At 71.8% G+C, this 17789-nt stretch carries 15 protein-coding genes; 4 read left to right on the top strand and 11 right to left on the bottom strand.

Annotated elements, in window-relative coordinates; all coding sequences use genetic code 11:
* Positions 1–14 precede the first annotated feature (14 nt).
* From ACH4C6_RS03160 to ACH4C6_RS03140, 5 genes are all read right to left on the bottom strand, one after another.
* Entirely contained in the window at positions 15–2354 is a 2340-nt protein-coding gene (locus ACH4C6_RS03160; protein ID WP_398106782.1) for an ABC transporter permease, read from the bottom strand.
* Positions 2351–3040 carry an ABC transporter ATP-binding protein gene (locus tag ACH4C6_RS03155; protein WP_398106781.1) on the bottom strand — a complete coding sequence of 230 codons (690 nt, stop codon included), beginning with the start codon at positions 3038–3040 and terminating at the stop codon, positions 2351–2353. The genes ACH4C6_RS03160 and ACH4C6_RS03155 overlap by 4 nt, the downstream gene beginning before the upstream one ends.
* Positions 3037–3561, bottom strand: coding sequence for a PadR family transcriptional regulator (locus tag ACH4C6_RS03150; RefSeq protein WP_398106780.1), 525 nt, complete (start codon positions 3559–3561; stop codon positions 3037–3039). The genes ACH4C6_RS03155 and ACH4C6_RS03150 overlap by 4 nt, the downstream gene beginning before the upstream one ends.
* Positions 3562–3655: 94 nt before the next feature.
* The gene (locus ACH4C6_RS03145; protein WP_398106779.1) at positions 3656–3931 is read right to left on the bottom strand and encodes a hypothetical protein; all 276 of its coding nucleotides are present in this window, start codon (positions 3929–3931) and stop codon (positions 3656–3658) included.
* Positions 3928–4863 carry an SPFH domain-containing protein gene (locus ACH4C6_RS03140; protein WP_398106778.1) on the bottom strand — a complete coding sequence of 312 codons (936 nt, stop codon included), beginning with the start codon at positions 4861–4863 and terminating at the stop codon, positions 3928–3930. The genes ACH4C6_RS03145 and ACH4C6_RS03140 overlap by 4 nt, the downstream gene beginning before the upstream one ends.
* 274 nt (positions 4864–5137) lie before the next feature.
* Here ACH4C6_RS03140 and ACH4C6_RS03135 point away from each other — a divergent pair, with 274 nt between their 5' ends.
* On the top strand, positions 5138–7429 hold the full coding sequence (locus tag ACH4C6_RS03135) for a transglycosylase domain-containing protein (protein WP_398106777.1): 2292 nt from the start codon (positions 5138–5140) through the stop codon (positions 7427–7429).
* Between the two features lie 111 nt (positions 7430–7540).
* On the opposite strand, the gene ACH4C6_RS03130 is transcribed toward ACH4C6_RS03135, so the two are convergent.
* The 4 genes from ACH4C6_RS03130 to ACH4C6_RS03115 form a co-directional block, all read right to left on the bottom strand.
* The gene (locus tag ACH4C6_RS03130; protein ID WP_398106776.1) at positions 7541–9670 is read right to left on the bottom strand and encodes a SpoIIE family protein phosphatase; all 2130 of its coding nucleotides are present in this window, start codon (positions 9668–9670) and stop codon (positions 7541–7543) included.
* A gap of 315 nt (positions 9671–9985) precedes the next feature.
* Complete coding sequence (locus ACH4C6_RS03125) at positions 9986–10678, bottom strand: DUF402 domain-containing protein (protein ID WP_398106775.1); 693 nt, start codon at positions 10676–10678, stop codon at positions 9986–9988.
* Between the two features lie 82 nt (positions 10679–10760).
* The gene (locus tag ACH4C6_RS03120; RefSeq protein ID WP_398106774.1) at positions 10761–12164 is read right to left on the bottom strand and encodes a class II fumarate hydratase; all 1404 of its coding nucleotides are present in this window, start codon (positions 12162–12164) and stop codon (positions 10761–10763) included.
* A 77-nt stretch (positions 12165–12241) separates the two neighbouring features.
* On the bottom strand, positions 12242–13912 hold the full coding sequence (locus tag ACH4C6_RS03115; RefSeq protein WP_398106773.1) for a fumarate hydratase: 1671 nt from the start codon (positions 13910–13912) through the stop codon (positions 12242–12244).
* Positions 13913–14079: 167 nt separating this feature from the next.
* On the opposite strand from ACH4C6_RS03115, the gene ACH4C6_RS03110 reads away from it, so the two are divergent.
* The gene (locus ACH4C6_RS03110) at positions 14080–14796 is read left to right on the top strand and encodes a DUF1707 domain-containing protein (RefSeq protein WP_398106772.1); all 717 of its coding nucleotides are present in this window, start codon (positions 14080–14082) and stop codon (positions 14794–14796) included.
* A gap of 174 nt (positions 14797–14970) precedes the next feature.
* Positions 14971–15348, top strand: coding sequence for a WhiB family transcriptional regulator (locus tag ACH4C6_RS03105; RefSeq protein ID WP_369197122.1), 378 nt, complete (start codon positions 14971–14973; stop codon positions 15346–15348).
* A 70-nt stretch (positions 15349–15418) separates the two neighbouring features.
* Here ACH4C6_RS03105 and glpX read toward each other — a convergent pair whose 3' ends face one another.
* A complete protein-coding gene (gene glpX / locus ACH4C6_RS03100) occupies positions 15419–16453 on the bottom strand; it encodes a class II fructose-bisphosphatase (RefSeq protein ID WP_333932393.1) in 1035 nt (344 codons plus the stop codon).
* Positions 16454–16581: 128 nt separating this feature from the next.
* Between glpX and ACH4C6_RS03095 the strand changes: the two genes are divergently transcribed.
* Positions 16582–17106 carry a DUF4245 domain-containing protein gene (locus tag ACH4C6_RS03095; protein ID WP_398106771.1) on the top strand — a complete coding sequence of 175 codons (525 nt, stop codon included), beginning with the start codon at positions 16582–16584 and terminating at the stop codon, positions 17104–17106.
* An 85-nt stretch (positions 17107–17191) separates the two neighbouring features.
* Here the strand turns inward: ACH4C6_RS03095 and ACH4C6_RS03090 are convergent, their stop codons facing one another.
* Complete coding sequence (locus tag ACH4C6_RS03090) at positions 17192–17782, bottom strand: malonic semialdehyde reductase (protein WP_398106770.1); 591 nt, start codon at positions 17780–17782, stop codon at positions 17192–17194.
* Positions 17783–17789 lie beyond the last annotated feature (7 nt).

The following is a 17789-nucleotide window of genomic DNA, read 5'->3' as shown; positions in this document are numbered from 1 at the left end:
GCGCGTCCGGTGCGCTACTCGGTGCGCAGTCCGTCCGGCCGCGTCAGCTTCAGCAGCGGCGGCAGGCTCAGCAGCGTCACCGCGAGCACCACGCCCGCCCCGATGCCGGTCATCGTCAGCACGCTCGCCCAGTCCACCCGGACCGCCGTGGCGGTCATGCGCAGCAGGACGGCGCCCAGGGCCATGCCCACCGTCGCGGCGAGCAGCAGGCCCAGCCCGATCGGCACGGCCGACTGCCACAGCACCGACAGGCCGAGGGTGCGGCGCCGGGTGCCGAACGCGACCAGCGACGACAGCAGCTTGCGCCGCTCACGCAGCTGCTCCAGCTGCGACACCAGCAGGCTCGCCCCGATCAGCGCCAGCACCGCCGCGGCTCCGACCGACAGACCCGTGCGGATCGTCGCGTAGCGCTCGTTGCGCTCGACGCTCTGCCAGGTCATCGGATCCGACGTCGGATCCAGCCGCGCGGCCGTGTTGCGCACGTGGTCGTGCGCGTCGGGCACCGAGGGGTCCAGGCTCAGGAAGAGCCGGGAGGAGGCGTACGCCGCGAGCTTGCCGGGCAGGGCGCCGGGCGTGAGCAGGACGCCGCCGCGTTCGTAGCCCGTGGGGTCCTCGCGGGACTCGGCCGTCCGCAGGTCCCGCGGCAGGGTCCAGGAGAACCAGTCGTCACCGGGGCGGGCGGTGCCGCTCGGGTCCACCCAGAGCTCGGCGCCGGGCCGGGCCGCCTTCTCGCTCTCCTCACCGTCCCGCGCGCCCCGGAGCGCGAAGACGTCGCCGTCGCGGCAGGAGGACAGGGTGGCCACCTCGCGCAGGGAGGCGCAGTCGGCGATGGTGACCTGGACGTAGGAGGCCTCCTCGCCGCGCCGGTCGGCGAGATGGACGTCGGAGAGCGCGGTGACCTTGCGCACGCCCTCGGTGTCGCGGTACTGCCGCACGGTGGCCGCGAGGTCCGCGCCGTCCGGCACGTCCACGCTCATCTGGGCCCGGGAGACGTCGTACCCCGACGCCTTGGTGTACGACCCCTCCACCCCGGCGAACAGCATCTGCAACGCGATCGCCCCGGCCACCGCGACCGCGATGCCGTTGACCATGCGGGCCGCCGCACCGCTGCTCAACTGCAACCGGCGTACGGCCAGTTGCCAGGCGACCCCGCCCGCGCCGAGCCGGGAGACGACCGTCTCCACCACCCACGGCAGCAGGGCCGTGACGCCGACCAGCAGCAGCATCACACCGCCGACGACCAGGTACTGGTTGAACTGCCCCCCGTCGTCGCCCTGCCCCATCATCGGGGCGAGCAGCGCGAGTCCGCCCAGCGGCAGCAGCAGCCGCCACCACAGCCGGCGCCGGGCGGGCCTGGCCGTGCGCACCACGCCCAGCGGCTCGATGACGACCCCGCGCAGGGCGAGGACGGTCACCAGCACCGCGGCCGCGGGCACCGCCAGCGCCACCAGCACGGCCAGCAGCGGGGAGGGGTTCAGATAGCTGGGGAAGACGCTGACGCCGAACACCTCGAAGGAGGCGGCCAGCCGGCGTCCGGCCAGGAAGAAGCCGGTGCCCAGGACGAGCCCCAGCAGGGAGCCGGCGAGGGCCTCGCCGGCGGCGATGCGCCGGGTGGCCCGGCTGTCGGAGCCCACCAGACGCAGCGCCGCCAGCCTGCGGTCACGCCGTTCGCCGCCGAACCGGACGGCCGCGGCGATGAACACCGCGACGGGCATCAGCAGCACCACGAAGACGACGAGGACCAGCAGGAGCAGGACCGGGTCCCAGGGGTCGGACTGCGCCGGGCCGTCGTCGCCGAAGCCGTCGATCCGGGCCCCCTGCGCGGAGCCCTCTATCTTCCGCGCGAGCCCCTCGCCGCCCGCGTAGTAGGCGAGTTCCTGCGACCCGATGAGTCCCTGCTCGCCGATGGTGCCCGCGATGCGGTACCGCAGCCGCTCGCGCAGCAGCTCGCCCCCGTCGGAGGCCAGCAGCTCCTTCAGCGCGGGGGAGACGACCATCTCGCCCGGGGCCGGGAACGTTGCGACGCCCGGGGGCGGCGCGGCCTTCGGGCCCTCCGCCTCCAGCAGCCGCCCGCGTACGTCCAGGTCGCGGAAGGTGGTGTTCGCGTCGACGACGATCAGCGTGTCGTCGGCCTTCGGTATCTTCGGCTGGCTGTACGTGTGGTCGCTGCGGGCCTCGTCGCGCCGCTGCCGTTCCGCCAGCGCGTTGGGGAGGGCGGTGGTGAGCAGCAGCAGCGCCACCCCCAGCCCGACGCCGACGGCCGTGAGCACCGCCCGGGTCCAGCCCTCACGCCCGCCGGCGAACGCGAACCTGGTGCCCATCGCCAGATCACGGGGCCATTGCCCGAGGCTCATACGACGCGCTCCATGTCCCGTGACTTCCCGTCGCGCACGACGATCTCGCGGTCGGAGTACGCGGCCACCCGGGCCTCGTGCGTGACCAGCACCACGGCCGCGTTGGCGGACCGGGCGGCGTCGGTGAGCAGTTCCATGACGCGCTCGCCGTTGTAGGAGTCCAGCGCGCCGGTCGGCTCGTCGGCGAAGACGACCCGCGGGTCGGTGACCAGCGCCCGGGCGACGGCCACCCGCTGCCCCTGGCCGCCGGAGACCTCACCCGGGCGCTTCTTGCGCAGGTCGTCCACCTCCAGCCGCTCCATCCAGGCCAGCGCGGTGCGTTCGGCGTCCTTGCGGGACCTGCCGCCCAGCCGCAGCGGCAGGGCGACGTTCTCCACGCAGGTCAGTTCCGGCACCAGCTGCCCGAACTGGAAGACGAAGCCGAACTCCGAGCGGCGCAGCGCACTGCGCTCGGCGTCGCTCATGGAGGTCACCTCGCGCCCGTCGAAGGCGATGGAGCCCGAGTCGGGCATCACGATCCCGGCGAGGCAGTGCAGCAGCGTGGACTTGCCCGAGCCCGAGGGGCCCATGACGGCGACGACCTCGCCCGGGTGGATGGAGAACCCGGCGCCGTCGAGCGCCGTCGTCGGGCCGTAGGTCTTGCGCAGGTCGTGTGCGGTGAGGAGCGAGCCGGCGGGAGCGGTCATCGGGCCACCGCCTCACGGAGCCTGTCCAGACGCGCCGCGGTCAGCTCCAGCCAGCGCAGGTCCGCCTCCAGGTGGAACAGCGCGTGGTCGCAGATGAGCTGGTCGGCCAGGTCGCCCTTGCGCTTGCGGTCGGTGAGGATCCGCATGCTGCGCAGGTGCTCCGAGCGCTGGGTGTCCAGGATGTCGGCGGCGTCGCGCCGGGTGAGCAGCGCGAGGACGACCTTGGTGTAGAGGGTCGACTGGAGGTAGGGCTCCGGCTTCTCGGGGGTCGCGAGCCAGCGCTCGACGTCCGTGACGCCGGCCTCGGTGATGGCGTACCGCTTGCGCTCGGGACCGCCGCCGGCCTCGATGCCGTCGACCTGGACGAGCCCGTTCTTCAGCAGGCGGGACATCGTCGAGTAGACCTGGCCGTAGTGCAGCGGCCGGTCGTGACCGAACTTCTCGTCGAAGGCCCGCTTGAGGTCGTAACCGTGGCGCGGGCCGGACTCCAGGAGCCCCAGGAGGGTGTGACCGATGGACATGGGAAGGACTGTACACGGCGTGTATACGCACGATGTATACGCCGAGTGTGCAGTGCATGGCGGGGTGTACGGGAGTGCAGGTCGGACCTCGTTGTCACGGTTCCGCAACAGGCGGTCCGCCCTGGGGGCCGGGCGGGTTTCCCGGTGGGCGCCCCCGCCGGGGCAGCGGTCCGGTCTCCCGGGGGAGCCGGCCCGCCTCGGCCAGTGCCCTGCGCAGCAGGAACTCGATCTGCGCGTTGGCCGACCGCAGCTCGTCCCCGGCCCACCGGGCCAGCGCCTCGTACACCGCGGGGTCCAGCCGCAGCAGCACCTGCTTGCGCTGCTGCTGCGGCCGGCGGCGCGCACCCGGGCTCTCGTCGGGGACGGTCACTGGTAGAGGGACCCGGTGTTGAGGACCGGCTGGGCGGCGCGGTCGCCGCACAGCACGACCATGAGGTTGGACACCATCGCCGCCTTGCGCTCGGAGTCCAGCTCCACGATGTCCCGCTCGGTGATGCGGGCGATCGCGGCCTCCACCATTCCGACGGCTCCGTCGACGATCTGCCGCCGGGCGGCGACCACCGCGCCGGCCTGCTGCCGCTGGAGCATCGCCGAGGCGATCTCGGGCGCGTAGGCGAGGTGGGTGAAGCGGGACTCGATGATCTGCACGCCGGCCGCCTCCACGCGCGCGTGCAGTTCGACGGCGAGCTTCTCGGTGATCTCCTCGGCGTTGCCGCGCAGCGAGAGGCCGTCCTCCTCGTGGGCGTCGTAGGGGTACTCGATGGCGATGTGCCGCACGGCCGCCTCGGTCTGGGTGGAGACGAACTCGACGTAGTCGTCCACCTCGAACGTGGCCTGGGCGGTGTCCTCGACCCGCCACACCACCACGGCGGCGAGCTCGATCGGGTTGCCGTAGGCGTCGTTGACCTTCAGCACGGCGGTCTCGTGGTTGCGCACCCGCGTGGAGATCTTGGTGCGCGAGGTGAAGGGGTTCACCCACCGCAGACCGTCCTGGCGGATCGTGCCCCGGTAGCGGCCGAAGAGCTGCACGACCCGGGCCTCGCCCGGCGCGACCATGTTGAGCCCGCACATGGCGAGGAACGCGGCGAGCGCCACCAGGATGCCGGTGACGATCAGTGCGGCCTTCGCGCCGGAGGAGCCCGCGGCCGTGGCGACGGCGATCAGCCCGGCGCCGGCCAGCAGCCCGAGCAGTCCCAGCAGCAGGGCGAGCCCGCCGCCGATGCTGTGGGCCGCGAACTCCCGCACGCGCGGCGCGGGCATCTCGGGCACGTCGGCCGTGACCTGGGTGTCGTGGGTGGGCATGGGTGAACCCCCGTTCTCGGAAGAAGCCGTGTCCAGCAGCCGGCGGCCGCATAGCTTCTGTCTAGCTAAGTGATATCACTTTAACCGTTCCTGGCAACCTCGTACAGGGTTCGTACGTCGGTTCCGTTGGGATGGGTGCTGATTGTCACGTCCGGTTGGGGCCGGATCGGCAGCCCTATCTCATATCTCCCGGTGTTAGCTTTCTGAGCTGACCTGAGCGGCGAACCTGTGTGACACACGCGCACACATGAACGAAGCGGAGCGGATCGGACCCATGGGACGAGCGGAAGAGAGACGCGCCCGACAGCGCGGTGGGCGCCGGGCGGCGCCCCGGCGCCGCCGTTCGTCGGACGCGGCCGGCAAGAGCGGCATACGCAGGCTCTTCACCTGGAAGAAGATCCTCGGGACCTTCCTCGGCCTGTGCCTCCTCGGCATGGGGGCCTTCATCGTGCTGTACATGGTGATCGACATCCCCGAGGGGAACGCAGACGCCAAGCGCCAGAGCAACATCTACAAGTACAGCGACGGCACGATCATGGCCCGCGACGGCAAGGTCAACCGGGAGAACGTCGATCTGTCGCGGGTCCCCAAGGGCGTGCGGCAGACCTTCGTGGCGGCCGAGAACAAGACCTTCTACAAGGACGCCGGCGTCGACTTCCGGGGCACCGCCCGCGGCCTGTTCAACACCCTGGCCGGACGGGGCGCGCAGGGCGGCTCGACGATCACCCAGCAGTACGTCAAAAACTACTACCTGACGCAGGACCAGACCGTCTCCCGCAAGCTCAAGGAGCTGGTCATCTCCCTGAAGCTGGACCGCGAGAAGTCCAAGGACTACATCCTCGCCGGGTACATCAACACCAGCTACTACGGCCGGGGCGCCTACGGCATCCAGGCCGCCGCCCAGGCCTACTACCGCACCGACGCCGAGAAGCTCTCCGTCGCGCAGGGCGCCTACCTCGCCGCACTGCTCCAGGCCCCCAGCCAGTACGACTGGGCGGTCGCCTCCCCGGCCGGCCGGAAGCTGGTGAAGGCCCGCTGGAACTACGTCCTGGACAACATGGTCGAGGAGGGCTGGCTCGACCGCTCCGAGCGCGACGGCATGACCTTCCCCGTGCCGAAGGACCCGAAGCCCGCCCCGGGCATGGAGGGCCAGAAGGGCTACCTGGTCAACGCGGCCAACGCGGCCCTGGAGAAGCAGCTGGTCGCCGAGGGCGCCGCCGACAGCGCCAAGGAGGCCGAGGCGCTGGTCAACGCCGGCGGCTGGACCCTCACGCTGAACATCGACAAGAAGAAGCAGGCGGCCCTGGAGAAGTCGGTCCGGCAGCAGCTGAACAGCAAGCTGGATCCGGACGAGCGCAAGGTCGACGCGGACGTCCAGGCCGGTGCCGTGTCCGTGAACCCCAAGACGGGCGCCGTGGTCGCCATGTACGGCGGCAAGGACTACTTCAAGCACTACGTGAACAACGCCACCCGCGCCGACTACCAGCCCGCCTCCACGTTCAAGCCGGTCATCCTGGCCGCGGCCCTGGAGAAGGGCGCGAAGACGCAGGACGGCAAGCCGATCACCGCGAACACCGTCTACGACGGCACGAGCAAGCGCCCGGTGGTCAGCGACGGCAGCAAGGTCGGTTTCGCGCCGGAGAACGAGGACGACGCGAACTACGGCCCGATCACGGTGCAGACGGCCATGAACAAGTCCGTCAACTCCGTCTTCGCGCAGATGGGCGTCGACGTCGGCATGCCCGAGGTGGTCGAGATCGCGGGCGAACTCGGCATGGAGACCGAGACCATGGAGCCCGTGCCCGCCCAGACCCTGGGCAGCATGGGCGCCAGCCCCCTGCAGATGGCCGGGGTCTACGCGACCCTCGACAACCACGGCAGGAAGGTCACCCCGTCCGTGCTGAAGTCGGCCGAGCACCTGCGCCGGACGGTGAAGATGCCCGATCCGGTCGGTGAGCAGGTCATCAGCCGGAAGGCCGCCGACACGGTCACCTCCGTGCTCACCGGCGTCGTCGACGACGGCACCGCCCAGAAGTCCGTACGGGACAACCCGCAGCGCAACGGCCAGCAGGTCGCGGGCAAGACGGGCACCTCCGACAACAACAAGTCGGCCTGGTTCACCGGCTACACGCCCAACCTGGTCACGTCCGTGGGACTGTTCGGCGAGGACGACAAGCCCCCGTACAAGCAGGTCCCCATGTACAAGGCCGGCGGACAGCCCCGCGTCAACGGCGGCGGCTTCCCGGCGCAGATCTGGGCCGCGTACACCTTCGGCGTGATGCGGCAGACGACCGCGTTCGACCTCGAGACGCTGCAGGGCGCGGCCGTGGAGCCGACGAGGACACCATCGGCCACGCAGGAGCCCACCGAGGAACCGACGCAGGAGCCGACGACCGAGGAGCCGTCGTCCTCCCCGCCGCCGACGAGCGAGAAGCCGAGCAGCTCGCCGCCCGCCAGCCCGTCGACCACGGCACCGACGACCACCCCGCCCACGAGCCCGTCGACGACACCGCCCGGCGACGGCGGCGACCCGTTCGAGCCGCTCGGACCGGACGACGACGAGTAGGACGGCGACGAGCAGGACGGCGACGAGCAGGACGACGACGAGCAGGACGGCGAAGGGCGCCCGGCACAGGCCGGGCGCCCTTCGGCGTGTTCGTGCGGGCGGGTGCCCGGGTCAGCCCCGGTTCAGCTCGAACCAGACCACCTTGCCGGTGCTCAGCCGGGTCGCGCCCCAGCGCCGGGCCAGCCGGTTGACCAGGTACAGGCCGCGCCCGCCCTCGTCCGTCGCGCGGGCCTGACGCAACCGCGGCAACTGCGGGACGTCGTCACCCACTTCGCAGCGCAGCACGTCCGTACGCAGCAGCCGCAGGGTCACCGGCCGGGACGCGTACCGCACGGCGTTCGTCACGACCTCGCTGACCAGCAGCTCCACCGAGTCGCTCAGTTCCTCCAGGCCCCAGCGCTGCAACGCCCGGCGGGCCAGGCGGCGGGCCCGGCCGGGGGCGGCGTCCTCCGGCTCCAGGAACCAGTAGGCCACGTCACTGGGCGCGATCCCGTCGAAGCGGGCGGCGAGCAGCGCGATGTCGTCGTCCCGGTCGCCCGGGCCGAGCATGTCGAGCACCTCGTCGCACAGCGCCTCCAGGGGCGGCGGATGGTCCGGCCCGGTGAGCTGCGCGACCGCGGCGAGCTTCTCGCGCAGCTGCTCGATGCCGGTCCACACGTCCCGCAGCCGGGACTCCACCAGGCCGTCGGTGTAGAGCAGCAGGGTCGCGCCGGCGGGCGCGTCCAGCTCCACGGCCTCGAAGTCGACACCGCCGACGCCGATCGGGGCTCCGGCGGGCACGCGCAGCACCTCCGCCCGGCCGCCCAGGTGGAGCAGGACGGGCGGCGGATGACCGGCGTTGGCGATGGTGATGCGGTGCGCGACCGGGTCGTAGACGGCGTACAGGCAGGTCGCCATGCGGTCCACACCCAGGCGCTGGGCCTGCTCGTCGAGGTGGTGCAGGACCTCCTGCGGCGGCAGGTCGAGGCCGGCGAGGGTCTGGGCCGTCGTGCGCAGCTGGCCCATGATCGCCGCCGACGTCATGGAGTGGCCCATCACGTCGCCCACGACCAGCGCGACACGGCTGCCCGGCAGCGGGATCGCGTCGTACCAGTCGCCGCCGACCCGGGCCGTCTCCGCGGCCGGCAGATAGCGGGAGGCCAGCCGCACACCCGTCGGGCGGGGCAGCGTCTCGGGCAGCATGGTGCGCTGCAACTCGTCCGCGATGTACGCCTCGCGCCCGTACAGCACCGCCTTGTCGATGCCGAGGGCGCTGTGCGTGGCGAGCTGGGCGGCCACCAGCAGGTCGTCCGGCTCGAACGGGATGCGCTCGGGGCGGCGCAGGAACAGGGCCGCGCCGATCACCCGCCGCCGGCCCCGCAGGGGGGCCAGGATCGCGCGCTGCCCGTCGGGCAGCGCGAACTCCCCGCCCTCACCGAGCAGTTCCGGCAGGGCCGCGCGGGCGGCGGGCGCCTCGGTGAACACCGGGCGCACCCCGCGCAGCACCTCGGCGAGCGCGCTGCCGGGCCGCACCTCGCACAGCTCGGCGCCGACCGAGTCCAGCTCGCTCGGCTCGGGCTGCGCGGCCGGCAGGAAGCCGTTCTCGGTGTCGCGCTCCGCCGGTATCCGGTCGGTGCGGCGCAGCCGCAGCACCAGCGGACCGGTGGGCCGCTCGTCACCGACGGGCAGCGGGTCGCGCAGGTAGACCAGGATCGCGTCGGAGAAGGTGGGCACGGTGGCCCGGCACAGCCCCATCACGATCTCGTCGAGGTCGATGCCGCGGGCGATCCGCCGGGTGGCGGCGCCGACGAACCGCAGCCGGTCGCCGTCCCGCCGCATCGGCGTGGGGCGGCCGGGCGGCAGGGTCTGGCCGCTGCGGCGCTCCTGCGACCCGGCATCGGGAAGCGGCCGGTCCTGCTCGTCCGCCGGCTGGAGTGGGATGCCCTCGGGGGCGGGCCGCGGCCGGGGGGTGTCGCGCTCGGCGGTCTGCTCGGCACCCGGCTGGGAGTGCTCGGAGGCGGGGTCGCTCACGGTGTCCTTGCCCTTGCCGAACGGCGTGGAGGTGCCCGGGTCCGACGTGCCCGGCGTCAGGTGCGCCGTCGTGACCGGAACGGTGACGTCGCCGCCGGGGCGGCCCTGTACCGGTAACGTGCCCGCGCCGGGCGCGTGCGCGGGTGCCGGGGTGTGCACGAGCGCCCCGCGGGGGTCCGCGGGGTCGACGCCCGGCTGGGGGCGTTCGAAGGAGGTCGGCTGCTCCGTCACGCGTGTCGAATCCGTCCGTCCGGGGCTGCACGCCACAGGTGCAGGTGGTCCCGCCGAAACTCCGATACCCGGAATACGTGCCCCAGGAACGGAATTCCCGCGCGGTCAGAGGTGGTTCCTGTGCCGGCGGCGAGCCGCCCGCGGCTCGCGGGGCCCGCGGCCCAGGTACCGCCGGTGTCGCCCTCGTACCCCTCGCTCACGTCCTGCCGCCCCTCGGTGACGATCGGTCAAGCTCAGCGCGTGCTCCGGTAGTTGTCACCCGCGCTCTTGCGGAGGACGATCCTACGTTTCCCGCCCGGGGGCGCATCAAGGGTCTCATGAGGACACGTGCGCGGGCGTACGATCCCAGTCGTCCGGCAGTGACGGTACCGGCCAGGACGGGTCCGGACGCCAGTGCTGCCAGCCTTCCGAGAACGGCGGCCCCCACGCGCGGATCAGATCCACCGCGGCCTCACCCGCCGTGCGTACCCGCTCGGCCTGCCGGTCGTCCATCAGGCCGTCCCGCCGGGCCTGGGCGAACTCGTCCTCGTCGCGCCAGTGCCAACTGCGGTCCGGGTGCACGGAGATGTCCAGAAAATGGTCCTCCGAGTCCACGCCGCCCGCCCAACGGGTCAGCGGCTCCTCCAGGTTCACGTACCAGTTCTTGAACGTCCAGCCCGGCTCCCAGAACAGCCACACCGACCAGGGCTCACCGGGGCGGGCCAGCTTCAGCACGCCCGTGCCGAACCAGCGGTCGCGCAGCACGGTGCGGGGCTTGGTGTAGCGCGTGCGCAGGGGCTCCAGGTGGACGGGCGTGCCGTCGGCGAGCACGGGCTTGACGCACTCGGTGCCGGGCGCCAGCCACACGGCGAGCAGGTCGGCGTCGTCGCGCACCACCGTGACGGGGCGGGCGATGTGGACGTGCGGACCCGCGTTCTCCCGGTACCGCCACAGGATCCGGTCCCCCGGCGCCCAGAAGCCCGCCGCACCACCCGATTCCACGCGTCTCATCGCATCACCGTCCGCCATGCACAGATATTAGGTGCCGTAGGCATACGACGCTGCGGCGCGTGTCACGGTTCACGCGCCGGGCGTACATCCGCCGCTCCGGTCACGGCCGCGTCATCCGCAGCACGTCCAGCGCCTCGTCGAGCTGCTCCGCGGTCAGGTCGCCGCGCTCCACGTAGCCGCCGTCGAGCACGACCTGACGGATGGTCCTCCGTTCGGCCAGCGCCTTCTTGGCGACCTTCGCGGCCTCCTCGTACCCGATGTACTTGTTGAGCGGGGTGACGACGGAGGGGGAGGACTCGGCGTACTCGCGGGCCCGTTCGCGGTTCGCGGTGATGCCGTCCACGGTGCGGTCGGCCAGCAGCCGCGAGACGTTGGCGAGCAGCCGGACGGACTCCAGCACGTTCTTCGCGATGACCGGCAGCATCACGTTGAGCTCGAAGTTGCCGGCGGCGCCCGCGGTGGCGACGGTGGCGTCGTTCCCGATCACCTGGGCGCACACCATCAGCACGGCCTCGGGGATGACCGGGTTCACCTTCCCGGGCATGATCGAGGAGCCGGGCTGGAGGTCGGGCAGGGCGATCTCGGCGAGACCGGTGCGCGGTCCGGAGGACATCCAGCGCAGATCGTTGGCGATCTTGGTGAGGCCGACCGCGATGGTGCGCAGCTGGCCGCTGGTCTCGACGATGCCGTCCCGGGCACCCTGCGCCTCGAAGTGGTCGCGGGCCTCGGTCAGGGGCAGCCCGGTGGTGCGGGCGACCTCCTCGATGACGGCGGCGGAGAAGCCGGGCGGGGTGTTGATGCCGGTGCCGACGGCCGTACCGCCGAGGGGCAGTTCGGCGAGCCGGGGCAGGGAGGACCGCAGCCGCTCGACCCCGTAGCGCACCTGGGCCGCGTACCCGCCGAACTCCTGGCCGAGCGTCACGGGCGTGGCGTCCATCAGATGCGTCCGGCCCGACTTCACGACATCGGCGAACTCCGCCGCCTTGCGCTCCAGGGCGGCGGCGAGGTGCTCCAGCGCCGGGACCAGGTCACGCGTCACGGCCGCGGTGGCCGCGATGTGGATCGAGGAGGGGAAGACGTCGTTGGACGACTGGGAGGCGTTCACGTGGTCGTTCGGGTGCACGCCGCGGCCCAGCCGCTCGCTCGCCAGCGTGGCGATGACCTCGTTGGTGTTCATGTTCGACGAGGTCCCCGACCCGGTCTGGAACACGTCGACCGGGAAGTGCTCGTCCCACCGGCCCTCGGCGACCTCCCCGGCCGCCTCCTGGATCGCCTGCGCGACGTCCTCGTCCAGGACCCCCAGCTCCGCGTTGACCTTGGCCGCGGCGCCCTTGATGCGGGCCAGCGCCTCGATGTGCGCGCGCTCGATGCGCTGCCCGGAGACCGGGAAGTTCTCCACGGCCCGCTGGGTCTGGGCCCGCCACTTGGCGTGGGCGGGCACCCGCACCTCGCCCATGGAGTCGTGCTCGGTGCGGTACTCGGTCCTGTCCTGCTCGTCGGTCATCGACGATCACCTCCACGTGTCACAGCGTCAGCGCCGCGACCACTGTTCCCCGTGGAGGCGAATCGTCACCGCCCGCGTCAGGCGAGTCCGGGACCGCGTACCGGAATGGAGGTGAAGGTCGGCGCCGGGGCGGGGTCCTGGAAGAAGTCGTTGCCCTTGTCGTCCACGACGATGAACGCCGGGAAGTCCTCGACCTCGATCTTCCAGACCGCCTCCATGCCGAGCTCCTCGTACTCGACGACCTCGACCTTCTTGATGCAGTCCTGGGCCAGGCGCGCGGCCGGGCCGCCGATGGAGCCCAGGTAGAAGCCGCCGTGCGTGTGGCACGCGTCGGTGACCTGCTGGGAGCGGTTGCCCTTGGCCAGCATCACCTTGGAGCCGCCCGCCGCCTGGAACTGCTCCACGTAGGAGTCCATCCGGCCGGCCGTGGTCGGGCCGAAGGAGCCCGACGCGTAGCCCTCGGGGGTCTTGGCGGGGCCGGCGTAGTACACCGGGTGGTCCTTCAGGTACTGCGGCATCTCCTCGCCCGCGTCCAGTCGCTCCTTGATCTTGGCGTGCGCGATGTCGCGCGCCACGACCAGCGGGCCGGTCAGGGACAGGCGGGTCTTCACCGGGTACTTGGTGAGCTCCGCGAGGATCGTCTCCATCGGCTGGTTCAGGTCGATCCTCACGACGTCGCCGCTCTCGTCGAGCTGCTCGTCGGTGGTCTCCGGCAGGAACCGCGCCGGGTCCGTCTCCAGCTGCTCCAGGAAGACGCCCTCGGCGGTGATCTTGGCGACGGCCTGGCGGTCGGCGGAGCAGGAGACCGCGATGGCCACCGGGCAGGACGCGCCGTGCCGGGGCAGGCGCACCACGCGCACGTCGTGGCAGAAGTACTTGCCGCCGAACTGGGCGCCGATGCCGATCTTCTGCGTCAGCTCGAAGACCTTCTCCTCCAGCTCCTTGTCGCGGAAGCCGTGCCCGAGCTCGGAGCCCTCGGCGGGGATCTCGTCCAGGTAGTGCGCGGAGGCGTACTTCGCGGTCTTCAGGGCGTACTCGGCGGACGTGCCGCCGACCACGATCGCCAGGTGGTAGGGCGGGCAGGCCGCCGTGCCCAGCGAGCGGATCTTCTCCTCCAGGAACTTCATCATGGAGGACTCGTTCAGGACGGCCTTGGTCTCCTGGTACAGGAACGACTTGTTGGCCGAGCCGCCGCCCTTGGCCATGAACAGGAACTTGTAGGCGCCGCCGTCGGTCGCGTACAGCTCGATCTGGGCGGGGAGGTTGGAGCCGGTGTTCTTCTCCTCCCACATGGTGAGCGGAGCCATCTGCGAGTAGCGCAGGTTGAGGTTCCGGTAGGCGTCGTAGATGCCGCGGCTCAGGGCCTCCTCGTCGCGGCCCCGCGTCAGCACGTTCTGCCCGCGCTTGCCCATGACGATCGCCGTGCCGGTGTCCTGGCACATGGGCAGCACGCCCGCCGCCGCGATGTTGGCGTTCTTCAGCAGGTCCAGCGCCACGAACTTGTCGTTGCCCGACGCCTCGGGGTCGTCGATGATGCGGCGCAGCTGCGCGAGGTGGGCCGGGCGCAGGTAGTGCTGGATGTCGTGGATCGCCTCTTCGGCGAGCTTGCGCAGCGCCTCCGGCTCCACCTGGAGGAAGGTGCGCCCGTCCGGTCCCTCGACCGTCGAGACGCCCTCGGAGGTCACCAGCCGGTAGGGGGTGGTGTCCTCTCCCTGGGGGAGCAGATCGGTGTACGCGAACTCAGGCATCTCAGCCCATTCCTCACTCTACGGACGGCGGCCCGCCTCCATCGGCGAGCGCCAACCAGCGTAGAACCTGCCGCGGACGGCGAGCTTGTGAGGTAAGGCTCAGTTCGTCACACCGGCCGCGCTCCCGGGGGGTGTCGCGATCTATCGTGTTTCGGTACGCTGCTGCCGTGGACCTTCAGAAGCAGGACCTACAGAAGCCGGACACCCGGCAGCAGGCCGCGCCCGCCGCCTCCGAGCTGCGCGCCTCCGACGCCGAGCGCGACCGCATCGCCGACCTCCTGCACGACGCCCTGGCCGAGGGCCGCCTCACGGCGGACGAGCACGCCGAGCGCGTCGAGGGGGTGCTGCGCGCCAAGACGGTGGGCGAGCTGGAGGTCTTCGTCCGGGACCTGCCCGCGGCCCACGGCCGGGGCCCCGGGGCGGCCCACGCCGCGGCTCCCCACCGGCCGACGGCCGGTGCCATCCCGGTCGAGCCGGACGACAACGTCGTCGCGGTCTTCAGCAGCGCGGTCCGCAAGGGCCGCTGGCGCGCGGGCCGCCGGATCCACGCGTACGCGATCTTCGGCAGTGTCGAGATCGACCTGAGCGAGGCGCTCTACGACCACCAGCAGGTCGTCATCAAGTCGTGGGCGGTCTTCGGCAGCGTCGACATCCGCGTCCCGGAGAACGTGTCGCTGCGCGGCATGGGCGGCGGCGTCCTCGGCAGCTTCGAGGTGGCCACCCTCGACTCGGGTGATCCGGAGGCCCCCATCGTCTACGTCGACGGGTGGGCCGTGCTGGGCAGCGTCGAGGCGCGGACCCGCCGCGGCAAGCTCGTCGCGGACATCCTGGACCGGGTGCAGCGCAAGGTCGACAAGGGTTTGCGCAGGCATCTGGGCCATTGACGATCGCGAATCGGCCGGGTGCACGAGTCCGGCCGGTCCCGGCCGGCGGTCGGTCCGCGGCCCCGCGGGACGGGGCGCGTGCAGCCCTTGGGAACTCAGTGCATAGGCGCGCGTACAGCGGGTAGGCCTTGCTGCATCGTCTCTCGCTCGCGAAGCCGTCGTCAGGAGTAGACCGTGCTGCAACCGCCGCATTCGTCCCTGCAGGTAGCTGCCGTTCCGGCCCCGCGGGTGCCGGCGCGAGACAGGGACCAGGACGCCCCGTGGCACACCGAGGCGGTGTGCCGGCGGGACGAGGCCGGCCTGTTCTTCGCCCCCTCCAAGGAGCCCACCGCCGCCCGGCTGTCCCGGGAGGAGGCGGCCAAGCGGGTCTGCGCCCGCTGTCCGGTCATGGTCGAATGCCGCGAGCACGCCCTGCTCCAGCCCGAGCCCTACGGCGTCTGGGGCGGTCTGACCGCCGCGGAGCGCCGCGTGGTCCTGGCCCGGCGCCGCCGCCGCGACATGGAGCTGAAGAAGACGGCCCGCGCAGCGAACCAGATAGCCGCGGCGGGCTGACCGCACGCCCACGGAGAAGGGCGTCCCCACCGCACCGGGGACGCCCTTTGCCGTGTCCGCCCGATGGGCGCTACTTGCCCTTGTCGAAGTCGATCGCGCTGTACGCGCGCAGCTTGGACAGCCGGTGCTCCGAATCGATCCTGCGGACCGTGCCCGAGCGCGAGCGCATCACGATGGAGTCGGTCGTCGCGGTCTCGGCGCGGTAGCGCACCCCGCGCAGCAGCTCGCCGTCCGTGATGCCGGTCGCCACGAAGAACACGTTCTCGCCGGTGACGAGGTCCTCGGTCGTCAGCACCCGGTCGAGGTCGTGGCCCGCGTCGATCGCCCGCTGCCGCTCCTCGTCGTCCTTGGGCCACAGCTTGCCCTGGATGGTGCCGCCGAGGCACTTCACGGCGCACGCCGAGATGATGCCCTCGGGGGTGCCACCGATGCCGAGCAGCAGGTCGACCCCGGTGCCCTCCCGCAGCGCCAGGATCGAGCCGGCCACGTCACCGTCGGAGATCAGCTTGATGCGCGCCCCGGTGTCGCGGATCTCCTTGATGATGCCCTCGTGCCGCGGCCGGTCCAGGATGACGACGGTCACGTCCTCCGGCGTGGAGCGCTTGGCCTTGGCGACCCGGCGGATGTTCACCGACACCGGGGCGTCGATGTCGACGAAGTCGGCGGCCTCCGGCCCGGTGACGAGCTTGTCCATGTAGAAGACGGCCGACGGGTCGAACATCGACCCGCGCTCGGCGGCGGCCAGCACCGCGATCGCGTTCGTCATGCCCTTGGCGGTCAGCGTCGTGCCGTCGATCGGGTCGACGGCGATGTCGCACTCGGGCCCGGTGCCGTCCCCGACGCGCTCGCCGTTGAACAGCATGGGCGCCTCGTCCTTCTCGCCCTCACCGATGACGACGACGCCGTTCATCGAGACGGTGGAGACGAGTGTCCGCATGGCACGCACTGCGGCACCGTCGGCGCCGTTCTTGTCCCCGCGTCCCACCCAGCGGCCCGCGGCCATCGCCGCCGCCTCGGTCACCCGGACCAGCTCCAGGGCGAGGTTGCGGTCGGGGGCCTCGGAGGGCACATCGAGTTCGGACGGCAAGTGATGATGCTCGGTCATCGGAGCGCACCTTTCTGTACGACGACGGCCGGATGAGGGTGTTGTTCGCCCGACTCTATATCCGGGCGCGCAGAATGAGCAGGGGCCCCCACGGATGAGCGCGACGGACACCTGCGACGATAGGGGGCGTGGCAGGTACGAACGGCAAGCAGAAGACGGCGCGCGACATGATCCTCTCCCTCGGGGTCATCGTCCTCGTGGCGGGCTTCATCTACCTCTTCATCCCGCACGACGAGAGCGAACCCGACGTCAAGCGCGTCGACTACCGGGTCGAGCTGCTCACGGCCCGCCGCGCCGCCCCCTACCCCGTCGCCGCGCCCGAGGGCCTGTCCGACGCGTGGAAGGCCACCTCCGTCCGCTTCCGGGGCGACGACTTCGACGCCTGGCACCTGGGGTTCCACGACCCCGACGGGGAGTACGTGGCGGTCGAGCAGTCCACTCAGCGCCGGCCCGTCTTCCTGGACGAGGCGACGCAGGGGGCGCGGGAGACCGGCCGGACCCAGACGATCGACGGCAGGACGTGGACCCGCTACGAGGGCGGCCGCTACGACGCGCTGGTGCTGGAGGGCACCAAGGGCTCGACGACGGTCGTCACGGGCACCGCGGGGTTCGGGCAGCTGACGCGCATGGCGCAGGCGCTCGAGACGAAGTAGCCGCGCCGGACACGCGAAAGGCCCTCGCGCGATCGCACACGACGAAGGCCCCCGGTGCGTACCGGGGGCCTTCGTCGTGTGCCGGTCAGACCGTGGTGACGACCTGCTCGTACTCCAGGCGCGGGGAGCGCGGGTACCAGGCGTCCGGGCCCGGGCGGCCGATGTTGACGACCATCAGCGGGGTGTGGTCGTCGTCGAGGAACTCCTTGCGCACGCCCTCGAAGTCGAAGCCGGTCATCGGGCCGGCGGCGAGGCCGGCGGCGCGGACGCCGACGATGAAGTACGCGGCCTGGAGGGCGGCGTTCATCGCGGCGGAGCCCTCACGGACGGGGCGCTCGGCGAAGAAGGCGTCCTTGGCCTGGGGGAAGGCCGGGAACAGCTGGGGCAGCTCCTCGTGGAACTCGTTGTCCGCGGCGAGGATCGCGACCAGGGGGGCGGCCGCGGTCTTGGCGCGGTTGCCCTCGGACATGTGCGCGACCAGGCGCTCACGGGCCTCGGGGGAGCGGACCAGGGTGATGCGCAGCGGGGTCTGGTTGAAGGCGGTCGGGCCGTACTTGACCAGGTCGTAGATCGCCTTCACCTGCTCGTCGGTCACCGGCTCGTCGGTGAACGCGTTGGCGGTGCGGGCCTCGCGGAACAGGAGGTCCTGGGCGGCGGGGTCAAGAACGAGAGACATGGAGAAC

The organism is Streptomyces sp. NPDC017943 (assembly GCF_044328425.1).
Classification (GTDB): domain Bacteria; phylum Actinomycetota; class Actinomycetes; order Streptomycetales; family Streptomycetaceae; genus Streptomyces; species Streptomyces djakartensis_A.
Note: the sequence above shows the minus strand (reverse complement) of the source record. Positions and strands in the feature narration are given on the sequence as shown.

Coding starts and splice junctions, on each gene's coding strand:
- ACH4C6_RS03155 (WP_398106781.1), bottom strand. CDS start 3,040: ATGACCGCTCCCGCCGGCTCGCTCCTCACCGCACACGACCTGCGCAAG.
- ACH4C6_RS03125 (WP_398106775.1), bottom strand. CDS start 10,678: ATGGCGGACGGTGATGCGATGAGACGCGTGGAATCGGGTGGTGCGGCG.
- ACH4C6_RS03135 (WP_398106777.1), top strand. CDS start 5,138: ATGGGACGAGCGGAAGAGAGACGCGCCCGACAGCGCGGTGGGCGCCGG.
- ACH4C6_RS03160 (WP_398106782.1), bottom strand. CDS start 2,354: ATGAGCCTCGGGCAATGGCCCCGTGATCTGGCGATGGGCACCAGGTTC.
- ACH4C6_RS03115 (WP_398106773.1), bottom strand. CDS start 13,912: ATGCCTGAGTTCGCGTACACCGATCTGCTCCCCCAGGGAGAGGACACC.
- glpX (WP_333932393.1), bottom strand. CDS start 16,453: ATGACCGAGCATCATCACTTGCCGTCCGAACTCGATGTGCCCTCCGAG.
- ACH4C6_RS03120 (WP_398106774.1), bottom strand. CDS start 12,164: ATGACCGACGAGCAGGACAGGACCGAGTACCGCACCGAGCACGACTCC.
- ACH4C6_RS03140 (WP_398106778.1), bottom strand. CDS start 4,863: ATGCCCACCCACGACACCCAGGTCACGGCCGACGTGCCCGAGATGCCC.
- ACH4C6_RS03090 (WP_398106770.1), bottom strand. CDS start 17,782: ATGTCTCTCGTTCTTGACCCCGCCGCCCAGGACCTCCTGTTCCGCGAG.
- ACH4C6_RS03150 (WP_398106780.1), bottom strand. CDS start 3,561: ATGTCCATCGGTCACACCCTCCTGGGGCTCCTGGAGTCCGGCCCGCGC.